This window comes from Bacteroides sp. BFG-637 (genome assembly GCF_024793605.1).
Lineage (GTDB): Bacteria > Bacteroidota > Bacteroidia > Bacteroidales > Bacteroidaceae > Bacteroides > Bacteroides vicugnae.
On the sequence record NZ_JANUPD010000002.1, the window covers coordinates 3,825,064 to 3,849,621 of the forward strand.

26 protein-coding genes, 1 tRNA gene and 2 pseudogenes are annotated in these 24,558 nt (G+C 39.8%); 17 read left to right on the top strand and 12 right to left on the bottom strand.

Going from position 1 to position 24,558, the window contains the following annotated elements:
• The first annotated feature begins 41 nt into the window (after positions 1–41).
• The 11 genes from NXX38_RS14710 (at position 42) to NXX38_RS14755 (ending at position 8,199) form a co-directional block, all read left to right on the top strand.
• A complete protein-coding gene (locus NXX38_RS14710) occupies positions 42–392 on the top strand; it encodes a GtrA family protein (protein ID WP_409013808.1) in 351 nt (116 codons plus the stop codon).
• Positions 389–865, top strand: coding sequence for a DUF6056 family protein (locus NXX38_RS14715; protein ID WP_258979944.1), 477 nt, complete (start codon positions 389–391; stop codon positions 863–865). The genes NXX38_RS14710 and NXX38_RS14715 overlap by 4 nt, the downstream gene beginning before the upstream one ends.
• Positions 822–923: a hypothetical protein gene (locus tag NXX38_RS26925; protein ID WP_409013815.1), complete on the top strand. Its 102-nt coding sequence runs from the start codon at positions 822–824 to the stop codon at positions 921–923. The genes NXX38_RS14715 and NXX38_RS26925 overlap by 44 nt, the downstream gene beginning before the upstream one ends.
• 306 nt (positions 924–1,229) lie before the next feature.
• Entirely contained in the window at positions 1,230–2,054 is an 825-nt protein-coding gene (locus NXX38_RS14720) for a hypothetical protein (RefSeq protein WP_258979946.1), read from the top strand.
• Positions 2,055–2,075: 21 nt separating this feature from the next.
• Entirely contained in the window at positions 2,076–3,266 is a 1,191-nt protein-coding gene (locus tag NXX38_RS14725) for a glycosyltransferase family 4 protein (protein ID WP_148365896.1), read from the top strand.
• A gap of 29 nt (positions 3,267–3,295) precedes the next feature.
• Positions 3,296–3,937, top strand: a complete 642-nt coding sequence (locus NXX38_RS14730; RefSeq protein ID WP_258979948.1) for a hypothetical protein — start codon at positions 3,296–3,298, stop codon at positions 3,935–3,937.
• A gap of 406 nt (positions 3,938–4,343) precedes the next feature.
• Entirely contained in the window at positions 4,344–4,565 is a 222-nt protein-coding gene (locus NXX38_RS14735) for a hypothetical protein (protein ID WP_258979949.1), read from the top strand.
• 193 nt (positions 4,566–4,758) lie between these two features.
• Positions 4,759–5,811: a glycosyltransferase family 1 protein gene (locus tag NXX38_RS14740; RefSeq protein ID WP_309569415.1), complete on the top strand. Its 1,053-nt coding sequence runs from the start codon at positions 4,759–4,761 to the stop codon at positions 5,809–5,811.
• 300 nt (positions 5,812–6,111) lie between these two features.
• The gene (locus tag NXX38_RS14745; RefSeq protein WP_258979951.1) at positions 6,112–6,918 is read left to right on the top strand and encodes a glycosyltransferase; all 807 of its coding nucleotides are present in this window, start codon (positions 6,112–6,114) and stop codon (positions 6,916–6,918) included.
• Positions 6,905–7,234, top strand: coding sequence for a glycosyltransferase (locus NXX38_RS14750; protein WP_258979952.1), 330 nt, complete (start codon positions 6,905–6,907; stop codon positions 7,232–7,234). Before NXX38_RS14745 ends, NXX38_RS14750 begins: the two co-directional genes overlap by 14 nt.
• Positions 7,231–8,199, top strand: a complete 969-nt coding sequence (locus NXX38_RS14755) for an NAD(P)-dependent oxidoreductase (RefSeq protein WP_258979953.1) — start codon at positions 7,231–7,233, stop codon at positions 8,197–8,199. Before NXX38_RS14750 ends, NXX38_RS14755 begins: the two co-directional genes overlap by 4 nt.
• A gap of 761 nt (positions 8,200–8,960) precedes the next feature.
• On the opposite strand, the gene tnpC (NXX38_RS14760) is transcribed toward NXX38_RS14755, so the two are convergent.
• The 3 genes from tnpC (NXX38_RS14760) to tnpA (NXX38_RS14770) all read right to left on the bottom strand — a co-directional run bounded on the left by tnpC (NXX38_RS14760) (position 8,961) and on the right by tnpA (NXX38_RS14770) (position 11,308).
• Entirely contained in the window at positions 8,961–10,550 is a 1,590-nt protein-coding gene (gene tnpC, locus NXX38_RS14760) for an IS66 family transposase (protein WP_195650751.1), read from the bottom strand.
• Between the two features lie 73 nt (positions 10,551–10,623).
• Positions 10,624–10,992 carry an IS66 family insertion sequence element accessory protein TnpB gene (tnpB, locus tag NXX38_RS14765; protein WP_167511782.1) on the bottom strand — a complete coding sequence of 123 codons (369 nt, stop codon included), beginning with the start codon at positions 10,990–10,992 and terminating at the stop codon, positions 10,624–10,626.
• Positions 10,976–11,308 (bottom strand): IS66 family insertion sequence element accessory protein TnpA, encoded by a 333-nt coding sequence (gene tnpA, locus NXX38_RS14770; RefSeq protein ID WP_217723764.1) that lies wholly within the window; start codon positions 11,306–11,308, stop codon positions 10,976–10,978. The genes tnpB (NXX38_RS14765) and tnpA (NXX38_RS14770) overlap by 17 nt, the downstream gene beginning before the upstream one ends.
• A gap of 107 nt (positions 11,309–11,415) precedes the next feature.
• On the opposite strand from tnpA (NXX38_RS14770), the gene NXX38_RS14775 reads away from it, so the two are divergent.
• Positions 11,416–11,862: a PepSY-like domain-containing protein gene (locus NXX38_RS14775; protein ID WP_148365906.1), complete on the top strand. Its 447-nt coding sequence runs from the start codon at positions 11,416–11,418 to the stop codon at positions 11,860–11,862.
• Between the two features lie 40 nt (positions 11,863–11,902).
• The gene (locus NXX38_RS14780) at positions 11,903–12,403 is read left to right on the top strand and encodes a PepSY-like domain-containing protein (RefSeq protein WP_148365908.1); all 501 of its coding nucleotides are present in this window, start codon (positions 11,903–11,905) and stop codon (positions 12,401–12,403) included.
• A 142-nt stretch (positions 12,404–12,545) separates the two neighbouring features.
• Here NXX38_RS14780 and tnpC (NXX38_RS14785) read toward each other — a convergent pair.
• From tnpC (NXX38_RS14785) to NXX38_RS26930, 7 genes and pseudogenes are all read right to left on the bottom strand, one after another.
• Positions 12,546–14,136, bottom strand: a pseudogene (gene tnpC, locus NXX38_RS14785) (IS66 family transposase).
• Positions 14,137–14,209: 73 nt separating this feature from the next.
• Positions 14,210–14,578, bottom strand: coding sequence for an IS66 family insertion sequence element accessory protein TnpB (tnpB, locus tag NXX38_RS14790; RefSeq protein ID WP_167511782.1), 369 nt, complete (start codon positions 14,576–14,578; stop codon positions 14,210–14,212).
• Positions 14,562–14,894 (bottom strand): IS66 family insertion sequence element accessory protein TnpA, encoded by a 333-nt coding sequence (tnpA, locus tag NXX38_RS14795; RefSeq protein WP_217723764.1) that lies wholly within the window; start codon positions 14,892–14,894, stop codon positions 14,562–14,564. The genes tnpB (NXX38_RS14790) and tnpA (NXX38_RS14795) overlap by 17 nt, the downstream gene beginning before the upstream one ends.
• Before the next feature lie 103 nt (positions 14,895–14,997).
• Positions 14,998–16,206, bottom strand: a complete 1,209-nt coding sequence (locus NXX38_RS14800) for an L-serine ammonia-lyase (protein ID WP_258979954.1) — start codon at positions 16,204–16,206, stop codon at positions 14,998–15,000.
• Positions 16,207–16,225: 19 nt separating this feature from the next.
• The gene (gene corA / locus NXX38_RS14805) at positions 16,226–17,278 is read right to left on the bottom strand and encodes a magnesium/cobalt transporter CorA (RefSeq protein ID WP_074638856.1); all 1,053 of its coding nucleotides are present in this window, start codon (positions 17,276–17,278) and stop codon (positions 16,226–16,228) included.
• A gap of 86 nt (positions 17,279–17,364) precedes the next feature.
• Positions 17,365–19,563, bottom strand: coding sequence for an endonuclease MutS2 (locus NXX38_RS14810; RefSeq protein ID WP_409013816.1), 2,199 nt, complete (start codon positions 19,561–19,563; stop codon positions 17,365–17,367).
• 5 nt (positions 19,564–19,568) lie between these two features.
• Positions 19,569–19,865, bottom strand: coding sequence for a hypothetical protein (locus NXX38_RS26930; protein ID WP_409013809.1), 297 nt, complete (start codon positions 19,863–19,865; stop codon positions 19,569–19,571).
• A 133-nt stretch (positions 19,866–19,998) separates the two neighbouring features.
• Here NXX38_RS26930 and NXX38_RS14815 point away from each other — a divergent pair.
• The 4 genes from NXX38_RS14815 to NXX38_RS14830 all read left to right on the top strand — a co-directional run bounded on the left by NXX38_RS14815 (position 19,999) and on the right by NXX38_RS14830 (position 22,307).
• Positions 19,999–20,083, top strand: a tRNA-Ser gene (locus tag NXX38_RS14815).
• A gap of 327 nt (positions 20,084–20,410) precedes the next feature.
• Positions 20,411–21,616 carry a macrolide efflux MFS transporter Mef(En2) gene (gene mef(En2) / locus NXX38_RS14820; protein WP_005924254.1) on the top strand — a complete coding sequence of 402 codons (1,206 nt, stop codon included), beginning with the start codon at positions 20,411–20,413 and terminating at the stop codon, positions 21,614–21,616.
• A gap of 24 nt (positions 21,617–21,640) precedes the next feature.
• The gene (gene lnu(AN2) / locus NXX38_RS14825) at positions 21,641–22,153 is read left to right on the top strand and encodes a lincosamide nucleotidyltransferase Lnu(AN2) (RefSeq protein ID WP_004308783.1); all 513 of its coding nucleotides are present in this window, start codon (positions 21,641–21,643) and stop codon (positions 22,151–22,153) included.
• 10 nt (positions 22,154–22,163) lie between these two features.
• Complete coding sequence (locus NXX38_RS14830) at positions 22,164–22,307, top strand: hypothetical protein (RefSeq protein WP_004308782.1); 144 nt, start codon at positions 22,164–22,166, stop codon at positions 22,305–22,307.
• 292 nt (positions 22,308–22,599) lie between these two features.
• Here the strand turns inward: NXX38_RS14830 and NXX38_RS14835 are convergent, their stop codons facing one another.
• Both NXX38_RS14835 and NXX38_RS14840 read right to left on the bottom strand, forming a co-directional pair.
• Positions 22,600–22,953 carry a nuclear transport factor 2 family protein gene (locus NXX38_RS14835; protein ID WP_004308780.1) on the bottom strand — a complete coding sequence of 118 codons (354 nt, stop codon included), beginning with the start codon at positions 22,951–22,953 and terminating at the stop codon, positions 22,600–22,602.
• Between the two features lie 88 nt (positions 22,954–23,041).
• Positions 23,042–24,446 (bottom strand): annotated as a pseudogene (locus tag NXX38_RS14840) (mobilization protein).
• Positions 24,447–24,558 lie beyond the last annotated feature (112 nt).

The window sequence follows — 24,558 nt, forward strand, 5'->3', positions numbered from 1 at the left end:
AACTAGTCTGGTAAAAGCGAAATCCTAAACTATTTGAATTTGTGAAGTTTGGAATAGTAGGAGGGGTTGCTCTTTTTATATTGTATTTAGTGTATTATTTGTTACTATCCGTATGTGGACATAACTTATCCTATACTGTTGGGTATATAGTAAGTATTATTGTGAACTATTTATTAACCGTATATTTTACATTTAAAGTAAAACTAAATACAAAACGAACTATTGGTTTTGCATTTAGTCATCTGGTTAACTATCTGATACAGATAGGCTGTTTAAACTTGTTTCTTGTCTTGGGGATATCTGAGCAATGGGCGCCCTTTCCGGTGTTTATTATTTGTGTACCAATAAATTTCTTGCTAGTGAGATACTTTATAAAAAAAAGATACGGATGAAGAAAATTGATTATGTCATACTGTTAATATTCATCCTTATGTTTTATGTGATGAATATTATTGTGCCTTTTTATGGTGATGATTATGCTGTGATATATTCTATGTATAATGATAGGTTGATCACAAATGTAACAGATTTATTAAAATCAACTTTTGTTAGCTGGCATAATTTGAATGGTCGTTTCTTTTGCAATTTGTTAATGATGGCTTTTCCAACGCTTATAGGGGATGTAATATTTAATATTTTGAATACAATTGTGTTTACAATATCGTTGTGTTTGATGATTAAACTTGTAGTTCCCAAATTTAACTGTAGCTCTGTATGCCCTATAGCGATAGTATTATGTGGATTTTATGTAATTATGCTTGAAAATGGTAGTCTATTCTTTTTGGGGAGCAGGTTCTGCAAATTATTTATGGTCTATGGCTATGTCATTAGGCTTTTTGGTGATCTTGCAGTATTTACAAAATAAAAAGACGCGGATGACGACAGAAATAAATATATTAATATTGTTTTCTTCATTTTTTTAGGTTTGCAACATGAAATGTTTGTGATACCAATGTCTTTTTCTCTATTAGTATTTTATGCTTTTAATCGAAATCTATTAAATAAAAATCTATTATTTGCTTTAGTAGGGTTTTGTGTGGCGTCTTTAATTGTATTTGCTTCTCCTGGTAACTTTAACCGCGTTGGGAGTGAATCGGGAATAGAAGCTTTGAATTTTATGGCTATTATAAGAAGGGTAATTGCCTTATGTAAAAGTTTGAAGTTTTTTATTTATTTTGGGGAGTATGGGTCATATTTCGGTTCAAACATAAAAATGAGGCTATTTTTTCTTGAAGAGAAATATTTTAATTCTGTTAATGTTATTTTCATCGTTTGCTATTCCTATATTTGCAGGTCAGGGAGGTAGATCAGCTGTTGCTATAGAAGCATTCAGTATTATAGTTTTAGGAAGATTAATATACGCTTTCTACAATTCTGGTTATGTTAGATGGTTTTATGGTATAGCAATATGTTTATTCGTACATTTTACTCTTGTGATTTATGATTCTTTTTATAAGTGGAATATTGTCGATAATTGTCAACAAACATATCTTAATAGTAAAGATTATATTATAAAAAGAACGGTATATGAAGGCATGAGTATTACGAGGCCTTTTACTATAAATGTAGATGATGTATTGAATTCCAGTTTCACTTCAATGAGATTGGCGAGAGTTAAAGCTGATAAATTGGGGGTAGATTCTGTTCCTATTATGATAACTATTCCCGAGAATGTTGCTGAAATGTTATATGAGGGCAGTTCTTTATTTAGTAATGCAAATAGGGTACAAGGTAATGCGGGATTTTACGGAATGAAAGGTCTGGGTTACTATGTAATGACTTATGATTCATTGAAAGAAGAACAGATAAAGCAAGGGTTACTATATAAAACACAAAAATTGCCAATAATATCTAGTAAAGGAATAGAGATTAATTTCGATCCTAATACTATACTTATTTCTCCATGTCCAGTGATATTTGTGAAAGATGAAAAGATGGGTAACTGGATTTTACTTAATAGAAAGTTTAAAACTTATTGGGGATTTGAATGTGATTGTGTTAGCATACATAAAACTAAACCTAGTAATAGATTTAAACTGATTAAAAGAAAATAAGAAGACTGCAAAGATTTCTAGATGAAACGCTTACTTATCATTAATACACTCTATAGTCCCAATATTGGAGGTGGTGCTGAGATTATTTGTCAAGAACAGGCCGAAGCGTTAGCAGTGAGAGGTTATCATGTGTCTGTACTTACAACAGGGGCTGCAAATAGGAAGGTGGTGTCTGACACAGTAAATGGGCTCACTGTATATAGAGTGGGAATACGCAATATATATTGGCATTTTGAGAAAAGAAATGGACGGTTAGTTCACTTAATTTGGCATTTGCAGGATATTTATAATAGTGCTATGATGGCCGGAGTTGAGTGGGTACTTAATAAAGAAAAACCGGATGTTGTTATATGTCACAATATTTCGGGACTGTCTATCTCTATTTGGAAGGTTATAAAACGTCGCAATATTCCCATTATTGAAGTGTTGCATGATCAGTATTTTCGATGTCCTAATAGTAATGCTTTTAAGCATGGGAAACCATGTGAGGGGCAGTGCGTGTTATGTCGATTAATGCGACTGCCTCATCGATATATGAGTAATCAGGTAGATGTGGTTATTGGGGTTAGTAGATTTGTACTAGATAGCCTTATCTGTTTAGGTTATTTTGCAAGGAGTTGTAAAAAGGTGATTCATAATGCGCGTAATATTACAGAACCACAGCAGTACCTTATATGGAACGGTAACGAGCCGCTTCGTCTTGGCTATATTGGTACATTGAGCGAGGTGAAGGGGGTGGAGTGGTTGATACGCACTTTTATGAAAATGAATATTAACGCTACACTTACTATTGCTGGAAGAGGCGATACACAGGATTATGAGAGTTATTTACATAATTTAGCTTATGGGGATAGTAGAATAAATTTTGTTGGGTATGTGAAGCAAGCTGAACATTATGCTAATATTCATCTGTCAGTGATTCCATCAAGATGGCCGGATACATTTCCCACTGTGGCATTTGAGAGTTGTGCGTACCACGTGCCTGTGATAGCTACTAATTGCGGTGGACTCCCTGAAATAATTCAAAGTGGGATTAATGGTGTAATTGTTGATGCTTCAGATATAGATAGTCTTTCAAAAGCGATAATGTATATTTATGATAATCCTGCTATATTAGCTAGTATGGCTTTAAGAGCAAGAAATACTGTAGAGGAAATGATGGACTTTGAGGGGTGGATTGATAAATATGAAGAGATAATTGAAAGTATATAATTACTGGAATGTTAATTTAAAAAAAATACATGTTTGTAATTGGAAACGAATTGTTAAAATTAGTACTGATTGATTCGTTGATACTATTGATCGCTATAATTATTTCGTCAATATATATTAGCAAGAAGAGTATTGGAAAAGAAAAAATAGCTTTATATATATATATGATTGTAACATTCTCTATTTACAATATATATGTAAAACCTGTACAAGATTATTTATTACCTATACCTCGTACTTATATTTTTTATCAAAAGATAGTTGCAGGATTATCAATTTACGATTTTTTCTCTATTGGGCTTTGTGGGATGCTTTTAATTCGCTATTTTATTCTTAAAAGAGATAAGGGGATTTTTAAGCAATCGAATGTTATTATGTGGATATGGAGAAGAGATGTATATATATTGGTTTTATCTTTTGGGGGATTTTATCTTTATATGTTAACAGGCAATCCAACGGATTATATGATACAGCTTAGAACATTACGGGGGGTAATAACAGGGTTCATTTGTGTTTATATAACAATGCTTATTTTAAAGAAATATGATAAAGAGCAAGATATAAGAAGACTCCTTTCAATATTGTTCTTTCTAAATTTTATGAATGTGTTATCTCAGGTTATTAGTTCTTTTTTTCTTGCAAAGTATAAGTTGGCAAAGAGGGGGGCATAGTGTAGTTTTATTAGACCAGTCTGAGAGTTATATGTCACTATTCCTTCTTCCTTTAATAATAGCTAAAAATAAGATAATTTCCAAATGGATGGTTTTTACGGCTTATGTTATCATATTACTACAGGTGTATAATTATGTGAAAATGTTGTATTTAAATGCAGCATTATTGCTTATATTATTAGTTATTATAGGATTAATGGGAGGGAGGATATCACGTAGAATTAGGAATTTATCGATGTTGATCGGTATAGCTGTATTTATATTTGCCTTGTTTTTTTATTAATAGTTCGAAAGGTGATAAAATGTCTAGAGTGGGACAAAATAATAGTTTAATGGTTGCATTTCAGAATAATCCAGTAAATATTATTTTGGAATAGGTGATGGAGGTTTGATTATAAGGCAAACCATGTCAGAAGATGGTGGTGAAAGAAGAGTTGTTGATTCTGAGAATGAAAAATATTCGCAATATCAAGCTGAATATCAAGTCCCATATTTGGGTACACTCAAGACGTCAGGTATCTTAGGAATGGTATTTATTGTTTATTATTTAGTTCTTCTTTTGAAATTGACGTGTCGTGTTCAACAGAAATATGGCTGGTATTACTGTGCTGCATTAGGTCTTTTTTAATAGTGGTAAGTGTTGGACGTTTGATGATTATTGCAGAACCACAGATTCCGATTTTTTTATGTGAGGCATATATTATTTACGCGTTACTGTTAAGGGTGGAACTATTAAGATTACCCAATGCTGTAGCTTAAAATAATAATGTTGTGGAGTAGTTGATAACATATATAAAATGATAATAATAAACGCAAGGTTTTTGACTCAGAAATTAACTGGTGTACAGCGGTTTGCTATTGAACTTTGTTTGCAAATGAAAGAAAGATTCGGTGGTGATGTACAGTTTGTTGCACCTTATAATATTATTCATACAGAGATAGCTGAACAATTGGGGGCAGTCGTTATAGGAAAAAAGAAAGGCCATCTTTGGGAACAGATAGATTTACCAATCTATTTGAAGACTAAAGGTAGTCCTATACTTATATGTCTGGGAAATACAGCACCTGTTTTTTATCATAATAAAATTTCAACACTGCATGATATTATGTTCATACGCTATCCTAAAACATTCTCATTTAAATTTAGGATGCTATATAGGATTCTCATACCAAGAGTGTTACATACCTCAAAGCATATTTTTACAGTAAGCGATTTTTCTAAGAAAGAAATATGTGATTACTATAACGTTAATCCGAATAAAGTCGCAATTATTTATAATGCGGTAAATGGAATGTTTCATCATATAACTGATAATGTGTTAGGTAAGGAAAAGTATTTGATTACAGTTTCAAGTTTTAAAGAGAATAAGAATTTTATTATGGCATATAAGGCATTTAAATTAGCTCAAAAATATGTAGAAGGCTTGAAATTATATATAATTGGTGATGTTAAAACAGGAAGTTTTAATAATATGGATGTCCTTGTTTCTCAGTTGCAACAAGATAAAGATGTAGTATTGTTGGGGCGTGTGGCGGATACTGAACTTATAAAATTTTATAGTAACGCTATGGCTTTTGTTTTTCCTTCATTTTATGAGGGATTTGGGATACCTGTGCTTGAAGCACAAGCTTGTGGATGTCCTGTTATTTCGAGTGATTCTTCGGCTTTGCTTGAGGTGTTAGGTGATAGTGCAATATTGTGTAATTCAAATAAAGAAAATGATTTTGCTAAAGCTATAATAAAAATTGCTCAAGATAAGATAATGTCAGAATATCTAGTTCGTAGAGGATACGAGAATGTAAAACGTTTTTCGTGGGGAAGGAGTGCGGAATATATCAGGGATATTATAAAATCATATGATGATGAATATTGAATACTTCAATGTTTTAATAATATTATCATTTGGATATTTTTTTAGGGGGATGAGGATTCTGATGACTATAATAAATACCTTTGGTATGAAGGAGAGGGAGTATATATTTTCCAGTATACTTTGGAAATGCCAATTTGATTTTAGCGACTTAAAGTAATTTATTTTGCAAGAATGAAAAGTTGTAGTCAAGTATTGTTCTGTGAAAATAAATATGTTTAGTGAAGTACATAAAGTGATAAAGGAAAAAGTGATTTATGAGATATTTTCTATCGCTTTAAAATATTATTGCACTTATTAAATATGAAAGTTGCTATTATTCAAGAATGGTTAGTAACCGTTGGCGGTTCAGATAAAGTAGTCAAAGCTATTGCGGATGTATTTCCTGCCGCAGATATTTACACCTTAGTTGCTAAAAAACAAGTTTGTGACGAATTAGGGATTGACTGGAATAAAGTCCATACATCATTCATTCAGAAGTTGCCTTTAGGGGTAAAGAAGCATAGGATGTATTTGCCTATATTTCCGTTTGCAATAGAACAGTTTGATTTACGGGGATATGATGTGATTATATCATCTTCTCATGCTGTTGCCAAAGGAGTTTTAACCAAAGCGGATCAACTGCATATTTGTTATTGTCATTCTCCTATTCGTTATGTGTGGGATATGTATCATGAATACTTGGAAGAATCGGGGTTGACAAAAGGCTTGAAAGGATATCTGGCTAAATATATGCTTCACCGTATTCGTAAATGGGATTTGATATCCAGCTTCCGGGTTGACTGTTTTATAAGTAATTCCGATTATGTGGGACGTCGAATTCAGGAGACTTATAGGCGGGATTCTGTAACAATTCACCCTAATATTGATATTTCTAACTTTGATTTGTGCGTAGAGAAAGAAGATTTCTATTTAACTAGTAGTCGTTTGGTGGGATATAAGAAAATAGATCTTATTGTCGAAGCTTTTAGTCGTATGCCTAATAAAAAGCTGGTTGTGATTGGTGGAGGTCCTAATTTGGAAAAGATACGCAAGATTGCCGGGCATAATGTAACTGTCATGGGATATCAGTCATTTGCCGTACTAAAAGAAAAAGATGCAGAAAGCTAAAGCCTTTGTTTTTGCAGCAGATGAGGATTTTGGTATGATTCCGATCGAAGCGCAATCATGTGGGACTCCTGTTATTGCTTATGGCAGGGGAGGTTCTTTGGAAACAGTAAAAGAAGGAGTAACAGGTCTTTTCTTTTATGAACAAACTGTAGATTCGATTATTGATGCAGTAGAAAGATTTGAAAAACTAGAAACACCGTTTGATCCTAAAATAATACGTAACCATGCGGAGACTTTTTCGGAAGAACGTTTTAAGAAGGAAATAAAGGAGTTTGTAGAGTTAAAATATAATGAATTTAATCATCTAGTGAAATGAGTCATTTTATATTTGGCGGTTCCGGTTTTATCGGTACGCACCTTATTGCTCTAATTGATAATTTATATCCGGGTACAAGAATATACAATTTGGATATCGTGGAGAATAACCATGAAGGTAAATCTACATATATCAATTGTGATGTTCGTTCTGAAATAAACATTGATATTCCCGTTACTTCCGAAGACGTTATCTTTAACTTTGCAGCCGTTCATCGTACCCCGGGACATCCGGACCAGGCTTATTTTGAGACGAATATTCGTGGTGCAGAGAATGTATGTGCTTTTGCCGAGAAGTTCGGGGTAAAGAGAATCGTTTTTACTAGTTCCATAGCCCCTTATGGTGCAGCTGAAGATTTGAAAACAGAAAAGACGCTTCCCACACCGAACACGCCTTATGGAATTTCTAAATTAGTGGCTGAAAAAATACATACGATTTGGCAGGCAAAAAAAACGAACGAACGGCAACTTACTATTGTTCGTCCGGGTGTGGTATTCGGTAAAGGGGAAAATGGTAACTTTACCCGTTTGTATTGGGGTATCCGTGGTGGTAAGTTCTTCTATCCAGGCCGTAAAGATACGATTAAAGCTTGCATTTATGTGAAAGAATTGGTTCGCTTTATGCTTTACCGGTTGGAGAATCATAGCGAAGGAGTAGAGTTATATAACTGTACATTTGAACCGGCTTTTACTATCGAGCAAATAGTCGAAACAATGAAAAAGGTTACGGGACTACAACGTGCCATTGTTAAGGTGCCGGGAAGTCTTCTAATGACAGTTGCAAGTATTGTCGGTCCGTTAGGGGGAAAAGCTTTAGGTATTTGTCCGGCTCGTGTAAAGAAATTAATGATCTCTACTAATATATGCGGAAAGAAATTGGCTGATTCAGGTTATAAGTTTCATTATACATTTGAGGAAGCAATTAAGGATTGGTATAGAGATAATGATAATCTGTATTTGAGATGACTTTTCTGAAATAAATTGGGTATATAATAAATGTTGAATATGTTGAGATGTAATAAACACGTGAGTGTTTCGTATGTGAGATGAAAAAAATGTAGGTCCCTAGCTTCCATGCTGTAAAGGCATGATTCTCCTACATTGTGGATTGGAAATCGTACGACGGTACATTTCTAATTTACGCCCTGACATCGGAGGTTAAAGCCGATGTGAATTTCCCACTATATCAACTGTCTGTGAAGATCGTTGATATTTAAAATGAATCACAAACTATAATTATAAAAGAATATGTAGGTCCCTAGATTCATGATAAACTCATGAAATCCCTACATTTTGCAGGTTAGAAATCGTACAGCGGTATATTTCTAACTTAGCCCTCATATTGGTTTAAAAACTGATATGTATCTATATGTGAAATATACCAACTGTCTGTGAGGATCGTTGGTATATTATTTTTTAGATGGTTAAAGAATACAAAAAAAGAGCAAACTTGCATGATTCCTAAATCTTTCCAGAATCTGTATCGTTATTTGCTGTATGAAACGAAAGTATAGTATTAACGCTAAAAGAATAGTAAGCATCCGATAAAGTACACTATAAAAAATGGCTGTATCTCCTTTCCTGGTAAGCAGCCATCTATCGTTGTATCTCCATCATTCTTTATTCTTTTCCTTCCATTTGTGTGGCGTAAGCATCCGATAAAGTACACTATAAAAAATGGCTGTATCTCCTTTCCTGGTAAGCAGCCATCTATCGTTGTATCTCCATCATTCTTTATTCTTTTCCTTCCATTTGTGTGGCAACATTTGTAGCAGTTCCTCATAATTTGCCTTCTGCATATATGGCATTCTTGCTATAACGTCATTCAGATAAGTGCGCGGATTTACTTTATGCGCTTTGCACGTAGCCAGTAACGAACAGACGACACTCATGCTGACGGCCGCCTGATGGTCTCCACAGAACAAGTAGTTCTTTCTACCCAATGTGATTGGTCGGATGGCATTTTCCGCCAGATTGTTATCAATATGGATACGTCCATCCTGCAGATACCTCATCATATTCTCCCAGCGGGTATAGGCATAGGTTATCGCCTTTCCGGTCAGGCTGTTTGGGCTGTATTTTATCCCTTCTGTTTCCATCCATAGCTTCAAGGCATCCATAATAGGTCCGGCAAGTTCCTGACGTTTTCCCATTCGTTCATTTTCTGTAAGCTGCTTCTGGTCACAGTCATGTTCTATGCGATATAGAAGCTGTATTTCTTTTAAGGCATGTTCCGCCATCTGCCTGTTTTCAGCAAGTGCCTGCTCAAAATACCTGCGTATATGAGCCATGCAGTTAACAAGGCGCACATTCGGGTTGACCTTGAAAGCCGATTCGTAACCCTCAAAGCCGTCACATTGGAAATAACCCTTGAAGTCTTTAGCCAGTTGCCCTATCACCGTACCTGACCGTGATCCTTTGTCATAATGGAAAAGCACCAGTCGTTCGACTACCGCCCTGACCATCCACAAGTATTCCTTGTTGGTCTGATGTCCTGCCTTGTCCAGTACAGGTACGGTCGTTTCATCCCCCTGTATGTAGTCGGATTTCATGATTTCCTGCCTGAGTACCTCGTAAAGTGGCTTGAGAAGTTCAACCGCAGGCTTGAACCATCCGTCTATGGTACTTTCACTAGCTTTGAAGCCCAGGTGATGCAACTGTTTCACCTGGCGGTAGAAGGGAAGATGATACTCATATTTCTGCAGGAGTATCTCCGCCAAAAGTGTAGGTCCCGCTATTCCTTTGTATATAGGCAACAGCGGCATGGCGGCTATCTCCACTCCTTTTCTGCCGACCGGTGGAAGTGAAGTGTTGTCTTTAAGGGCATATTTGGGCCGTACAATCTCCTTTATATAAAGTTGTCCGGGCTTATGTTCCACCACACGGGTCACTTCCTCACCAATCTTCCTGTACAGTTCCAGGTCAATGTCTTCCGGCTCGATGATTACCCTTTCAAGTACGGGAAGACCTTCCATTATCCTGCGGTTATTCCGTTCCCGTTTCTTGCTCTCCACCGTTTCTTTTGTGATTGTCTGCACCGCTACTTCACGCGCTTTTTCCAGTTCAGCCGCGTTATCAGGAAGAAAGTCACCGAACAGGTCAGGCTGGTTGGAATCAAGAGACGGGAGTTTCTCTGACTTGTGACCGAAAAGCTGGCGGTTCAGCCATGCGACTTGAGCCGTCAGCTCATTGAGACGGTTCTGTAAGGATTCATTCTGCCGGGTAAGCCTGATAATGGTCTCAGCCTGGGATGCGTTCACCTGCTGCAGGGACTGCAGCATTGAGTTCATCTGTGAAAGCATCTCTTCCTGAGTCATAATCCGTTTCTTTTAATTACACTATAAATGTACAAAATATATCCCGGACAGACAAGGAATACGACATCTATTTTTATACAGTATATACATTTCGTTCCGCCCTCAGACGTCTCAAACGCTGCCCGGGAGATTCACGGATTCCTTCCACCATAATGACAAGATCGCGCCATTCCATCGGATAGCTGCGCGATTTCTCGTCATATTCGGGAATCTTGAAATGACCGGCTTCAAGGCGCTTGACATACATCACCAGACCGCCATCCTCGGCATGGAGAAGCTTCATCAATTTACGGCTGCTGCCAATGAAGATGAATACATCACCGTTCCTGACACTGCAGCCCATACGCTCGTGTACCACACCGCAGAGAGAACTGATACCCTTGCGCATATCAGTCCTGCCGGGGCAGAGAAAATACCGCATCGTATCATTCAGGCAGAACATGGCAACAGGCGTATTGGTTAATCAAACGGGAAGCGGCCTCTTCCATACCGGCACCCAAATGGGCACGGACGCCATTAGGAAACAACAGGGTCATTCCGGAAACAGAAGAGGAGGAAGCAATACAGGGGGACGTCAGGCTGATGGGGGCTAAGACTGATTGGGGAGCAGATGTCTCGTGATCGGGAACACTGGAAGATTTACGTTTCCAATAATTGTACGTGGAGTAACTGACATGTTCACGTTGCAGAAATTTCAGAAGACTCAGACCGCTTAAACGATGCAGTTCCTGTAAAGAGGTAAATTGTTCTTTTGTCATAATGAAAATATGTTAGAAGTTCATGCAATATTGCACAGGCAAAGGTGCTATGAAAATATGACAGAGAAAACGGGTACTTTATCGGATGCTTACAAAGAATAACGATTATGAAGAAAATTCTATCTTTACTTGTGTTGGCTATTGTAGCCGTACAATTCTCATTCGCAAAAGATGTGATTACAAAAGACATGAATCAGTTACCGCTTCCGGCACGTAATTTTATCAATAGCAATTTTACGAAACCAGAGGTGGCTCATATCAAGATTGATAAGGATATGATGGAGTCTACCAAGTATGAAGTGGTATTGATGGATGGTACGGAAATTGATTTTGACAGTAAAGGCAACTGGGAAGAAGTAAGTGCAAAGAAAGGACAGGTTGTTCCTGTTAGTATTATTCCGGGATTTGCTGTCAATTATTTGAAGTCTCATAATTTTGTAAATGAGGGAGTGACCAAAGTGGAACGTGACCGTAAAGGATATGAAATAGAATTGTCTACCGGACTTTCTTTCAAATTTGATAAGAAGGGAAAGTTTATCAAGGCTGATGATTAATTGAAGATTTGTGATAATAGACCTAAACAAGAAGATAGCTATGTGGAGATTTAAGTTTGGCGCTTGGGCAGTGGTATTGATGATGACTGCTCTTTTGTTTGGCGCATGTGATAATGACGATGATGATACTTTTGTTCCGCCCAGTAATATTACAGAAGCCTTAAAACAGGTATATCCGGCTGCCCAGAATGTAGAATGGGAGATGAAAGGTGCCTATTATGTAGCTGACTGCTGGGTAAGCAATGACGAACTGGAGGTCTGGTTTGATGCTAATGCCAATTGGGTGATGACGGAAAATGAACTGAATAGCATAGATCAGCTCGTACCGGCTGTTTACACCGCTTTCATGGATTCTAAATATAATGCATGGGTAGTGACGGATGTGTATGTGTTGACTTTTCCACAAAATCCGATGGAATCTGTGATTCAGGTGAAGCAAGGTAGTCAACGCTATGCGCTTTATTTCTCACAGGAAGGCGGATTGCTACATGAAAAAGATATTAGCAATGGAGATGATACAAATTGGCCGCCGACTGAATAGTTTTTAATCATAAAAATCAAAACGGGCTATTTCTATGAAAGGAATAGCCCGTTGTTTTTTATGTAAGCATCCGATAAAGTACACTATAAAAAATGGCTGTATCTCCTTTCCTGGTAAGCAGCCATCTATCGTTGTATCTCCATCATTCTTTATTCTTTTCCTTCCATTTGTGTGGCAACATTTGTAGCAGTTCCTCATAATTTGCCTTCTGCATATATGGCATTCTTGCTATAACGTCATTCAGATAAGTGCGCGGATTTACTTTATGCGCTTTGCACGTAGCCAGTAACGAACAGACGACACTCATGCTGACGGCCGCCTGATGGTCTCCACAGAACAAGTAGTTCTTTCTACCCAATGTGATTGGTCGGATGGCATTTTCCGCCAGATTGTTATCAATATGGATACGTCCATCCTGCAGATACCTCATCATATTCTCCCAGCGGGTATAGGCATAGGTTATCGCCTTTCCGGTCAGGCTGTTTGGGCTGTATTTTATCCCTTCTGTTTCCATCCATAGCTTCAAGGCATCCATAATAGGTCCGGCAAGTTCCTGACGTTTTCCCATTCGTTCATTTTCTGTAAGCTGCTTCTGGTCACAGTCATGTTCTATGCGATATAGAAGCTGTATTTCTTTTTAAGGCATGTTCCGCCATCTGCCTGTTTTCAGCAAGTGCCTGCTCAAAATACCTGCGTATATGAGCCATGCAGTTAACAAGGCGCACATTCGGGTTGACCTTGAAAGCCGATTCGTAACCCTCAAAGCCGTCACATTGGAAATAACCCTTGAAGTCTTTAGCCAGTTGCCCTATCACCGTACCTGACCGTGATCCTTTGTCATAATGGAAAAGCACCAGTCGTTCGACTACCGCCCTGACCATCCACAAGTATTCCTTGTTGGTCTGATGTCCTGCCTTGTCCAGTACAGGTACGGTCGTTTCATCCCCCTGTATGTAGTCGGATTTCATGATTTCCTGCCTGAGTACCTCGTAAAGTGGCTTGAGAAGTTCAACCGCAGGCTTGAACCATCCGTCTATGGTACTTTCACTAGCTTTGAAGCCCAGGTGATGCAACTGTTTCACCTGGCGGTAGAAGGGAAGATGATACTCATATTTCTGCAGGAGTATCTCCGCCAAAAGTGTAGGTCCCGCTATTCCTTTGTATATAGGCAACAGCGGCATGGCGGCTATCTCCACTCCTTTTCTGCCGACCGGTGGAAGTGAAGTGTTGTCTTTAAGGGCATATTTGGGCCGTACAATCTCCTTTATATAAAGTTGTCCGGGCTTATGTTCCACCACACGGGTCACTTCCTCACCAATCTTCCTGTACAGTTCCAGGTCAATGTCTTCCGGCTCGATGATTACCCTTTCAAGTACGGGAAGACCTTCCATTATCCTGCGGTTATTCCGTTCCCGTTTCTTGCTCTCCACCGTTTCTTTTGTGATTGTCTGCACCGCTACTTCACGCGCTTTTTCCAGTTCAGCCGCGTTATCAGGAAGAAAGTCACCGAACAGGTCAGGCTGGTTGGAATCAAGAGACGGGAGTTTCTCTGACTTGTGACCGAAAAGCTGGCGGTTCAGCCATGCGACTTGAGCCGTCAGCTCATTGAGACGGTTCTGTAAGGATTCATTCTGCCGGGTAAGCCTGATAATGGTCTCAGCCTGGGATGCGTTCACCTGCTGCAGGGACTGCAGCATTGAGTTCATCTGTGAAAGCATCTCTTCCTGAGTCATAATCCGTTTCTTTTAATTACACTATAAATGTACAAAATATATCCCGGACAGACAAGGAATACGACATCTATTTTTATACAGTATATACATTTCGTTCCGCCCTCAGACGTCTCAAACGCTGCCCGGGAGATTCACGGATTCCTTCCACCATAATGACAAGATCGCGCCATTCCATCGGATAGCTGCGCGATTTCTCGTCATATTCGGGAATCTTGAAATGACCGGCTTCAAGGCGCTTGACATACATCACCAGACCGCCATCCTCGGCATGGAGAAGCTTCATCAATTTACGGCTGCTGCCAATGAAGATGAATACATCACCGTTCCTGACACTGCAGCCCATACGCTCGTGTACCACACCGCAGAGAGAACTGATACCCTTGCGCATATCAGTCCTGCCGGGGCAGAGAAAATACCGCATCGTATCATTCAGGCAGAACATGGCAACAGGCGTATTGGTTAATCAAACGGGAAGCGGCCTCTTCCATACCGGCACCCAAATGGGCACGGACGCCATTAGGAAACAACAGGGTCATTCCGGAAACAGAAGAGGAGGAAGCAATACAGGGGGACGTCAGGCTGATGGGGGCTAAGACTGATTGGGGAGCAGATGTCTCGTGATCGGGAACACTGGAAGATTTACGTTTCCAATAATTGTACGTGGAGTAACTGACATGTTCACGTTGCAGAAATTTCAGAAGACTCAGACCGCTTAAACGATGCAGTTCCTGTAAAGAGGTAAATTGTTCTTTTGTCATAATGAAAATATGTTAGAAGTTCATGCAATATTGCACAGGCAAAGGTGCTATGAAAATATGACAGAGAAAACGGGTACTTTATCGGATGCTTACTTTTTTATAATTACATTTGTTTATAATCCTTAGCTAATCCTCCTTCACTTGTTTCTTTGTAAAGTGATGGAAGGTCGTGTCCGGTCTGTTTCATTACTTGCACTACTTTATCGAAAGAGACACGGTGCATACCATCGGTGAAAGCTGAATAAAGATTTGCATCCAGCGCACGTGCGGCAGCGTATGCATTTCGTTCGATACAGGGAATTTGTACCAATCCGCATACCGGGTCGCAAGTCATTCCCAGATGGTGTTCCAATCCCATTTCTGCTGCATACTCAATTTGTGCCGGGCTACCTCCAAATAATTGATTGGCGGCAGCCGAAGCCATTGCGCAGGCGACGCCTACTTCTCCCTGGCAACCTACTTCTGCTCCGGAAATAGATGCATTGAATTTGACAATGTTGCCAAACAATCCGGCAGTGGCTAATGCACGTAGAATGCGCATATCACTGAAATCACGGCTTTTCTGGAGATGATATAATACGGCAGGCATCACTCCGCAGGAACCACAGGTAGGAGCGGTCACTATTTTTCCACCGGAAGCATTTTCTTCACTTACTGCCAAAGCATAAGAAAAGACAAGTCCTCTGGATTGCAGGGATTGTTTGTATCCGGTAGCGCGTATATAGTAGGTGGAGGCTTTTCGTCTAAGATTTAGTGGGCCGGGAAGTACTCCTTCAGCTTCCAGTCCACGGTGAATGGCATCTTTCATGGTGCCCCATACTTCAGCCAGGTAATCCCATATATCTTCTTCCTCACATTCCTTCACGTATTCCCAATAACTTTTTCCGGTATCCTCACACCATTGGAGTATTTCGGTCATGTTTTCCATGCCATATACATCGGGGCTTTCGATAGTTGGATTATCATTATTTTCTGCCAGTGCACCGCCACCAATACTGTAAACAGTCCAGTTCTCAAGCACTTTATTATTGTTATCCAAAGCCGCAAATGTCATTCCGTTCGGATGGAACGGTAGAAAGACTTTGGGTTGCCATACAATTTCTACTGGTGCAGTGGGCTGTAAGGTGTCTATAATGGCTACATCCGTCATGTGTCCTTTACCGGTAGCGGCTAAACTGCCGTAAAGGGTGACTTTAAAAGATGTAGCATCCTGATGACGTTCCAAAAACATTTCGGCAGCTTTGCGCGGTCCCATAGTGTGGCTACTGGAAGGTCCTGTGCCTATCCTGTATAGCTCTTTAATCGATTTCATGACTGATGATGTGTTTTTGTTAATACCATTTCTTTTTTCTGAAGTACAAATATACAATAATACCGATAATTGCCATTACAATCCAGGCAAATAAATACCCGTACTGCCATTCCAGTTCCGGCATCCATTTGTAATTCATTCCCCATACTCCAACCAGAAATGTCAAAGGAATGAAAATTGTGGATACGATGGTCAGCCTCTTCATGATATCGTTCATACGCAAATCATTGTTGGAGATATAAAGATCGACTAATGAAGAAAGGGTTTCCCGACAGATTTCGATGGTTTGTAATACAAATTGTAGGTGGTCGTTTACATCATTGAAAAAGGCGCGGTTCACTTTATGGATGAGCAGGTTTTCTGCCCTCAGTAGCTTTATATATTGTTCTTTCAAGGGGAGGATTGCTTTTTTCATTAGCATATATTGGCGTCGTAATGCCTGAATCTGGATACCGATGTCATCTCCGTTGGTGATAGTAAGCAGTTCCTCTTCCAAATCTTCGAGTGCGTCATCGATGGAAGAGATGGTTGAAATATAGTTTCCCATCACGCTGTTGAGCAGTACGCTAAGCAGATAATCTGTTTGACGACTGCGTATCTTCAGGACATCATTACGCAAGGCGGAACTGATATCATCGAAGAAATCAGTTTCTTTTTCGAGGAAAGTCAGTACATAATTATTTCCTATGATAAGGCAGACTTGCTGTTGGAGCAGTTCGTCCAGTTCATTTTCTTCTTTATGTTCGTTCGGATAGAATATTTTTAAGATCAGAACAATGTATTTATCATGCTCTTCTATCTTGGTCGGATGATCCGCATTTAATATATCCTGTAAGACAAGGAAGTCTATTTCGAAATGACTGCAGATTTCCCGGATAGTTTCTGTATTTTTCATTCCGTGTATCTGTAGCCAATTGATTTGATCATTGTTTAGCGTACCTTTGATGGCCTGAAAAGTATCACTAGAGCTTTCCTGTATCTCGGTAGCATTGTAAGTACAAAGATGTAAATGGGTAGGAGTAAGACTTTCTCCTGTGTAAATAAGCTTTTCGCTTAACAGATTATTCTTCATGCTTTATTCTCGTTTTAGAAAACCACTGTAACAAAGGTAGTGGTTTTCTAAATGAGAACAAGTTCTTTGAACGTTTTGTTTACGTGTTAGTCAAAATCGACTACTGTGATTCCGGCACCACCAAACTGCACATGTTCGTCGGCATAGTGGCTAACTCCCGGTACGGTGGCCAGATATTGGCGGATAAGTGTACGAAGTATTCCCGTTCCTGTGCCGTGAAGGATACGTACACGATCCATGCCGACTAATATGGCGTCATCAATAAAATAGGTGACTGCCTGTAAGGCTTCGTCTCCACGCATTCCGCGTACATCAATATCCTGTTTGAAGCTAAGCTTTTTTTCATACATCTGATCGTGTGTCTGGCTGCTGACAAAGGTGCTTTTAGCAATCCCTTCCGTCTTGGGCATATGATTGACACGTTCCAAACGGTCTGTTTTTACGGTCGTTTTTATGCTTCCAAAGGCAACAGTCGCATTTTTACCACTGATTTCCATCACTTGGCCGACGCTTGTCTGTCCTTTGATTTTTACATTTTCTCCTACCGCAATCGGCACTATTTTAGGGGCACTTGATGGAGAAGAGACTACAGCTTTCGGTTCGCTCTTCTTGTTTTTCTTCCGCTCTTGTTTCTCCTTTAGTTTCTTCATTTTTTGCGCGATCTTCTCTTCATGCTCTTTAGATGCCAGTGCATCCAGAGAAGTACGGAAATCTGTCAGTTCCTGACGTGCCTGACGCGTTTTCTCCTTTTCGGCTTGCGCTTCCTTTATCGTACGAATCGTATTTTCAATGCGTGCATTGGATTCCTGAAGCATGCGTTCCGCTTCTTCTTTTGCTTGCCGGATAATCTCTTTCCGGGATTTTTGCAATTCTTCCATCTCTGTCTGGTAACGGGCAATGGTTTCTTCCATGTGCTTTTCCCGTTGACGGATGGTTTGACGTTTTTCTTCCCAGTAACGCTTGTCGCGCACAATGTCCTGAAGGTATTTGTCTGCATTGATATATTCGCTTCCTACGATTTCCGAAGCATCTGCGATGACATCTTCCGGTAGTCCGATTTTTCGTGCAATCTCTACGGCAAACGAACTTCCCGGATTTCCGATTTGTAATTGGAAAAGTGCTTGCATGAGATGACGGTCGTAAAGCATGGCTCCGTTTACTACTCCTTCATGATCTTCGGCAAAATGTTTCAGATTCTGGTAGTGGGTAGTGATGACTCCGAATGTTCCTTTCTGGTTGAAACGTTTCAGTACAGCTTCGGCAATAGCACCTCCGATTTGCGGCTCCGTACCTCCACCGAACTCGTCAATCAGGATGAGGCTTCGTTCGTTACAGCTCTTCATCATGATTTTCATATTGGTCAAGTGAGAAGAGTAGGTACTCAAATCATCTTCAATAGATTGTTCGTCACCAATATCGATAAAGATGCTGCTGAATATGCCGGCATGACTACGTTCGTGCAAGGGAATCAGCATACCGCATTGCAGCATATATTGCAGCAAACCGACTGTTTTCAAACAGACGGACTTACCTCCGGCGTTCGGTCCGGATATGATAAGGATACGTTGTTTCTGATTAAGTTCTATATCCAGTGGTACGACTTTCTTTCCATGTTTAGCTAGTGAAAGTTGTAATAAAGGATGCACGGCCATCGTCCAATCCAGTAGTTGCTCATTCTCGACGGCGGGTTTCAGACTATTGGTCTGTATGGCGAAGTAACTTTTCGCACGAATAAAATCTATCTCTGCCAGAAATTCGTATGATTGAAGAATTTCCGGGATAGATGGACGGAGAATGTTTGAGAACTCGGTAAGGATGCGAATGATCTCACGTCGTTCATCGCCTTCGAGTTCGCGGATGCGGTTGTTGGCTTCTACCACTTCCGCCGGTTCTATAAACACTGTTTTTCCGCTGGCGGATTCATCGTGTACGATACCTTTGATTTTTCGCTTGAGTCCGGGGGCAACCGGGATCACCAGACGTCCGTCACGCATGGTGGGAGCTACATCTTTGTCCACGTAACCTTCGGACTGTGCGCTACGCAGGATGCTGTTTAACGAGCGGGAAATATTTCCCATCGTACTGGCAAGTTCGCGACGTATGCGGGCTAATTCGGTAGAGGCATTGTCCTTGATTTTCCCATATTTGTTAAGGATGCCGTCTATTTTTCCTATCAGTTGCGGGAACACGGCAATATCTCCTGCCAGTCGTTTCAGGCTGGGGTAGGGGGTGTTGTTCTCTTCTTCATCTTCATTCCGATGCAGAAAGCGTACGATGTCACGGATGGTTTCTAATGAACGGCGAGGTCAAATAGTTCTTGTTCGTCCAAATACATTCCTTCTATCCGCACGCGTTTTAACGAAGGACGGACATCAAAGAAAAATTGATCGGGAAATCCGTCCTCTTCCTGGATGATGCGGACAAACTCTGTTACTTGGTTTAATTTCTCTTCAACCTCTTCATGTTGCTCGGAAAAGTTCATGTCAGTAACTCTTTCTTCGCCTAAAGTACTGAGGCACTTATCTTTTAGTAACTGTCTTATCTGGTCGAATCCTATCTTTTGCTCAAAGTTTTGAGGGTATATCATATTTCTGTTCTTACTAATGAACTGCAAAAATACGATTTATTCGCGAAAAAAATATCAGAATGTTTGCAGATTTAAAAATGATTCGTACCTTTGCACCGCTTTCAACGGAAAGCACTTCTGATAAAGGAGTTTTGGAGAGGTGGCAGAGTGGTCGATTGCGGCGGTCTTGAAAACCGTTGTACCGCGAGGTACCCGGGGTTCGAATCCCTGTCTCTCCGCAACAAACGCTGAAAATCAGCAGATTGCAAAACAAACACCCAGTTTTACACCCAAGAATGTAAAGTCTGGTGTTTTTGTTTTATTTAAGATAATACAACCACTACATAATAAAAGAGTAGCGATATTAAAAGAATCCGATGAGAAAAGACTAATATTTATCTATCCATTCACTTTGATTTTTCAGGACTTTACATCGTCCTGAAAGTATTTGTTATTGTATTCCAACGTCAGGAGTGGATTATAATACAAGTTTTTTGTGTGGATAGAATTTCGTTTTGCTTAATGTACGAAAGTACTTATCTATAAACGCATGAAATATTAGCACAATGAATCATTGGAAATCAACTTTGGCCGTGATAGGAATAGGCCAACTCATATCTATTTTAACAAGTACGATTGTTGGCTTCTCCATTATTTTTTGGATTAGCAACGAATTTAAATCCCCGACAGCTTTATCTCTGGCTATTTTAGCTGGATTTTTACCACAATTTGTATTAGGCTTGTTTACCGGGGTCTATGTTGACAGATGGAATCGAAAGAAAACGATGTTTTATTCGGACTTGTTCATCGCGTTCTGTACCCTATGTCTTTTTATTGTGATAACCAAGGGTTATAAAGACCTTTCTTTTTTTTATCTATTGACTGCTTGTCGTTCAATAGGCAGTACGTTTCATGCACCTGCTTTACAGGCAAGCATCCCTCTACTGGTTCCCAAGCACCATCTTGTCAGGGTATCAGGTTTGTACCATTCCATTCAATCCTTCAGTGAGGTGATAGCTCCCGTTGTAGGGGCAAGCCTCGTTGTTTGGCTTCCCATACAGTATATTCTGCTCATAGATGTGATCGGAGCTGTTGCTGCTTGTCTGACCTTACTTTGTGTCCAGATTCCTTCTCTTCAAAAAACGAAAGTTCTTCCAGATTTCAAAAAAGAACTGACGGAATGTTGGCATACCTTGCGGCGTACAATGGGCATTTTGCCTTTATTCGTATGCTTTACGCTGGTGACTTTTGTCCTTATGCCTGTTTTTACGTTATTTCCTTTTATGACGCTTCTGCATTTCAACGGAAACATTTTGCAAATGGGAGTTGTGGAAATGGGTTGGGGCTCAGGGGCATTGTTGGGCGGTTTAGTACTTGCCTGTAAGGCTTTGAAAAGCAAGCAAACATTAGTGATGCATACGGCTTATGTGATATTGGGATTGTATCTGATTAGCGCCAGTTATTTACCATCAAGCGCATTTATAGGTTTTGTTTGCCTAACATTTACAGGAGGCATAGCCTATTCCATTTACCATGCGCTTTTCATCGCTATTATTCAGCAGAACTTGGCTTCGGACATGCTTGGACGGACTTTTTCTCTCATCTTTAGTTTGAGTACCTTTCCATCAATGCTGGGTATCGTAGCTTCAGGATATTGGGTGGAAGCATGGGGTATCACATCCGTCTTTATGATCAGCGGATGGGTTATCTTTCTGATTGGAGTGGGTGCAAATTTTATTTCTTCAATCAAGCAGTTGGATAATTACGCATAGTATTATTTATTAAAGAATTATTATATGACAAAGAAAGAACACACTACGATTACAGAGTTATTTCAAGTTTTGGACTTGTTGGAAAGCCTGGACATGCAGTTTTGGTTGGATGGAGGCTGGGGAGTGGATGTCTTGTACGGACAGCAAACCCGCTTGCATAGAGATATTGACATTGATTTTGATGCCAATTATACAGACCAACTCCTTGATCTTTTGCAGGAGAGAGGATATCAAATTGAAACAAATTGGTTGCCCACCCGTGTGGAACTGTATAGCAAAGAATTAGGCTATATTGATATCCATCCTTTTGTCTTGAATGCGGACGGCACTTCCAAACAAGCCGACTTGGATGGAGGCTGGTATGAATTTCAACCGGACTATTTTGGAACAGCAGTCTTTGAAGGCAGAAGCATCCCTTGCATTTCTGCAAAAGGGCAACAAGTATTCCATTCGGGCTACGATTTAAGAGAGAAGGATATTCACGATTTATCTATAATTAAACAATGTATAACAACAATGAGCCTAACAATTAGATAAGAACAAGAAAATGACAGAAAAACAAATTGTCTGGTATATCTTACTTACAGAAGTAAAGATAGACAGTGACACCCAGTCTGTCACATCCCTGAGTGTAGCTCCATTGGCAGTCTTGCCGGAATTCCAGCGTAAGGGAATTGGGGGGGGATGTTGATTCAGTAAGCCCATCAGAGGGCAGCACTTTTGGGTTACGGCACAGCAGTCGTATTGGGGCATAAAGAGTATTATCCTCGATTTGGCTATCGCAAGGCTATCGATTTAGGAATTGAATTTCCTTTCGAAGTCTCTCATGAATATTGCATGGTGGCTGAATTAATACCTGGAGCTACTGAGAATGTGAAAGGTATGGTTTGTTATCCAACTGACTTTAAATAGTTTAACAAGTAAAATTCATTATATAACTCGGACTGGGTATTTCAATTTCCCAGTCCGTATTCTGATAGTACTTATTCAATTGGAAGATTGTGTTGCTTCAAGAATGAAAGTTTATCCCAATACCCTCTTTGAAAGACGATTTTGTTATCTTTTACATGAAAAAATCCGCATCCACGAAGTCCAAGAGAGTCTTTCCATTCCATGATAGCCCATTCGCCATCTTCAAAAATATTTTCCACCATACAAACCATTTTAGCAGTGGCAAATTCATTCACAAACATTTTGTAGATTGATTCTTTACCTATTATTGGTTCGTTTGCGACTTGATGATTTACTGCATTAGTAGCATACAGCTCTGCTATATGATAAGCATCTGCTTTGTTAAAGCAATCTATCCATTTTTCCAAAACTTCTTTAGGCTTCATTTTTTATAAATTCTTAGGATTTTGATTCTGTAATAAAAACAATCTGTTTGGATGCATAGATACTTGATTTTATTAATAATAGGCTATTCTATATTCTAAATCCTCTGGATTTTTGCTCTCTCTGCACCGAGTTACGTAAGATTCTGCTGTAACTTTTCCCATTGTTCCTTAAACCATTGTACTATGGGTTGTCGGTTTATGGTCAGCATAAGCTTACCACTATCCATCGGATGTTTCTCAACCCTAAAAATATCATTCTTGATGTCAAATTTCCACCTGTGTTCTTCGGAATAAATTTTGCCACTACATTGTATGGATTCTTTCTTTGTCAAGAGGTTTTCTATCATGTCTTTGGTAAACCCGATAACAGCGCATAATTTTTCCATTCTCAACATCTCTTTGAACATGGGAAACCATTTGTGGGCTTTTTCAAGCAAGGTGCTCAATCGTGATATTTCCTTGTCTTTGGCTTCAAGTTCTTGATTATGTATTCTTTGAAGATTACGAATTTGTCTGCTATGCTGTTCCTGTATTTGTTGTATCTGAATTTTTAATTCATCAGTAGCTTTGTCCCGTTTGGTAATTTCCTGATGTAGCTGCTCGATGTGATGTTCCAGTTCTTTCAGCTTACCGCTTCCGAAAAGAGAACCTACACCGCTTGCTATGGCGGTAGCAGCATTGGTGGCTGTTTTCTTTAGTTTGTCCGTGCGTATCTCTGCTTTTACCTGTTTGAGTTCCTGTTCGGCAAGGCTTACTTGTTGTTCCTTGTGTCGCTTGGTTTCCTCTATACGTTGCAGTTCGGCTTTCTGCTTCTCAATGATGAAATCATTTCGTTCCAGATGCTCTTTACCTGTGACAGCTTTTGCCTGTCCACGTTCCATCAGGAGAATATCGGAAGCAAGGGTCTGCATGGTTGCCATATCCTCGTCATTGAGCTTTCGGCTCTTTCCAGTTTCATGGTTCATCCAGTCGAATACGACATGAGCATGATAATTTGGTTTGAACCATCTGTTACCGACTTGGAAGCTCTCCTTGTCTTCTGCTTCCGGCTGACCGTTCAGCCAATGCCCTTCGTCTTTATGCAGGAAAATCTGTAGCGGAGTGATGCCCCAGCGTCTTTGGCACTCTTCACCGAATTTGCGTACATCAGCCAGTGTGGTGTCCGGTCTGATAAGCAATACTCCTTCACGGATGGGTGAGCATCCCGCCACCTTGATAATCTTTCCATTCTTTCCCTTGCGTTCCCTTTCCTTTTCCTGCATGGCACGTCCGGTCTTTTCCTTGACCATTTGCTTGATATTGTCATAATGAGTTCGCAGTTCGGGAGTGCCGAAGTCGGGATTTATCCACTGTTCGTTATCGGTGGAAAGTTCGGGAATGACATAGATTCTGGACTCCCCGATATTACGCATATACTCGGCAGTCCTTCGGTTGTGTGCCTCGCTCGATGCGATGTTGCAAGGCTTGATATGTATGCTTGATTTTGTTGCCATAGCTTCTTTCCTTTGTTTACAATTGATTTACTTTGCTCGCTTTCGCAGAGGGGTTCTTAGGGGTAACCCATAAGCGGAGATTGCAAAGAGAGGGTCACTCTTTGCTCGGGGT

Excerpts from the sequence above, each read along its gene's own strand:
- NXX38_RS14715 (WP_258979944.1), top strand. The coding sequence starts at position 389 with ATGAAGAAAATTGATTATGTCATACTGTTAATATTCATCCTTATGTTT.
- NXX38_RS26925 (WP_409013815.1), top strand. The coding sequence starts at position 822 with ATGTCATTAGGCTTTTTGGTGATCTTGCAGTATTTACAAAATAAAAAG.
- NXX38_RS14725 (WP_148365896.1), top strand. The coding sequence starts at position 2,076 with ATGAAACGCTTACTTATCATTAATACACTCTATAGTCCCAATATTGGA.
- NXX38_RS14730 (WP_258979948.1), top strand. The coding sequence starts at position 3,296 with ATGTTTGTAATTGGAAACGAATTGTTAAAATTAGTACTGATTGATTCG.
- NXX38_RS14735 (WP_258979949.1), top strand. The coding sequence starts at position 4,344 with ATGTCAGAAGATGGTGGTGAAAGAAGAGTTGTTGATTCTGAGAATGAA.
- NXX38_RS14745 (WP_258979951.1), top strand. The coding sequence starts at position 6,112 with ATGAAAGTTGCTATTATTCAAGAATGGTTAGTAACCGTTGGCGGTTCA.
- NXX38_RS14750 (WP_258979952.1), top strand. The coding sequence starts at position 6,905 with ATGCAGAAAGCTAAAGCCTTTGTTTTTGCAGCAGATGAGGATTTTGGT.
- NXX38_RS14755 (WP_258979953.1), top strand. The coding sequence starts at position 7,231 with ATGAGTCATTTTATATTTGGCGGTTCCGGTTTTATCGGTACGCACCTT.
- tnpC (WP_195650751.1), bottom strand. The coding sequence starts at position 10,550 with ATGACTCAGGAAGAGATGCTTTCACAGATGAACTCAATGCTGCAGTCC.
- tnpB (WP_167511782.1), bottom strand. The coding sequence starts at position 10,992 with ATGTTCTGCCTGAATGATACGATGCGGTATTTTCTCTGCCCCGGCAGG.
- tnpA (WP_217723764.1), bottom strand. The coding sequence starts at position 11,308 with ATGACAAAAGAACAATTTACCTCTTTACAGGAACTGCATCGTTTAAGC.
- NXX38_RS14775 (WP_148365906.1), top strand. The coding sequence starts at position 11,416 with ATGAAGAAAATTCTATCTTTACTTGTGTTGGCTATTGTAGCCGTACAA.
- NXX38_RS14780 (WP_148365908.1), top strand. The coding sequence starts at position 11,903 with ATGTGGAGATTTAAGTTTGGCGCTTGGGCAGTGGTATTGATGATGACT.
- tnpB (WP_167511782.1), bottom strand. The coding sequence starts at position 14,578 with ATGTTCTGCCTGAATGATACGATGCGGTATTTTCTCTGCCCCGGCAGG.
- tnpA (WP_217723764.1), bottom strand. The coding sequence starts at position 14,894 with ATGACAAAAGAACAATTTACCTCTTTACAGGAACTGCATCGTTTAAGC.
- NXX38_RS14800 (WP_258979954.1), bottom strand. The coding sequence starts at position 16,206 with ATGAAATCGATTAAAGAGCTATACAGGATAGGCACAGGACCTTCCAGT.
- corA (WP_074638856.1), bottom strand. The coding sequence starts at position 17,278 with ATGAAGAATAATCTGTTAAGCGAAAAGCTTATTTACACAGGAGAAAGT.
- NXX38_RS26930 (WP_409013809.1), bottom strand. The coding sequence starts at position 19,865 with ATGATATACCCTCAAAACTTTGAGCAAAAGATAGGATTCGACCAGATA.
- NXX38_RS14830 (WP_004308782.1), top strand. The coding sequence starts at position 22,164 with ATGACAGAAAAACAAATTGTCTGGTATATCTTACTTACAGAAGTAAAG.
- NXX38_RS14835 (WP_004308780.1), bottom strand. The coding sequence starts at position 22,953 with ATGAAGCCTAAAGAAGTTTTGGAAAAATGGATAGATTGCTTTAACAAA.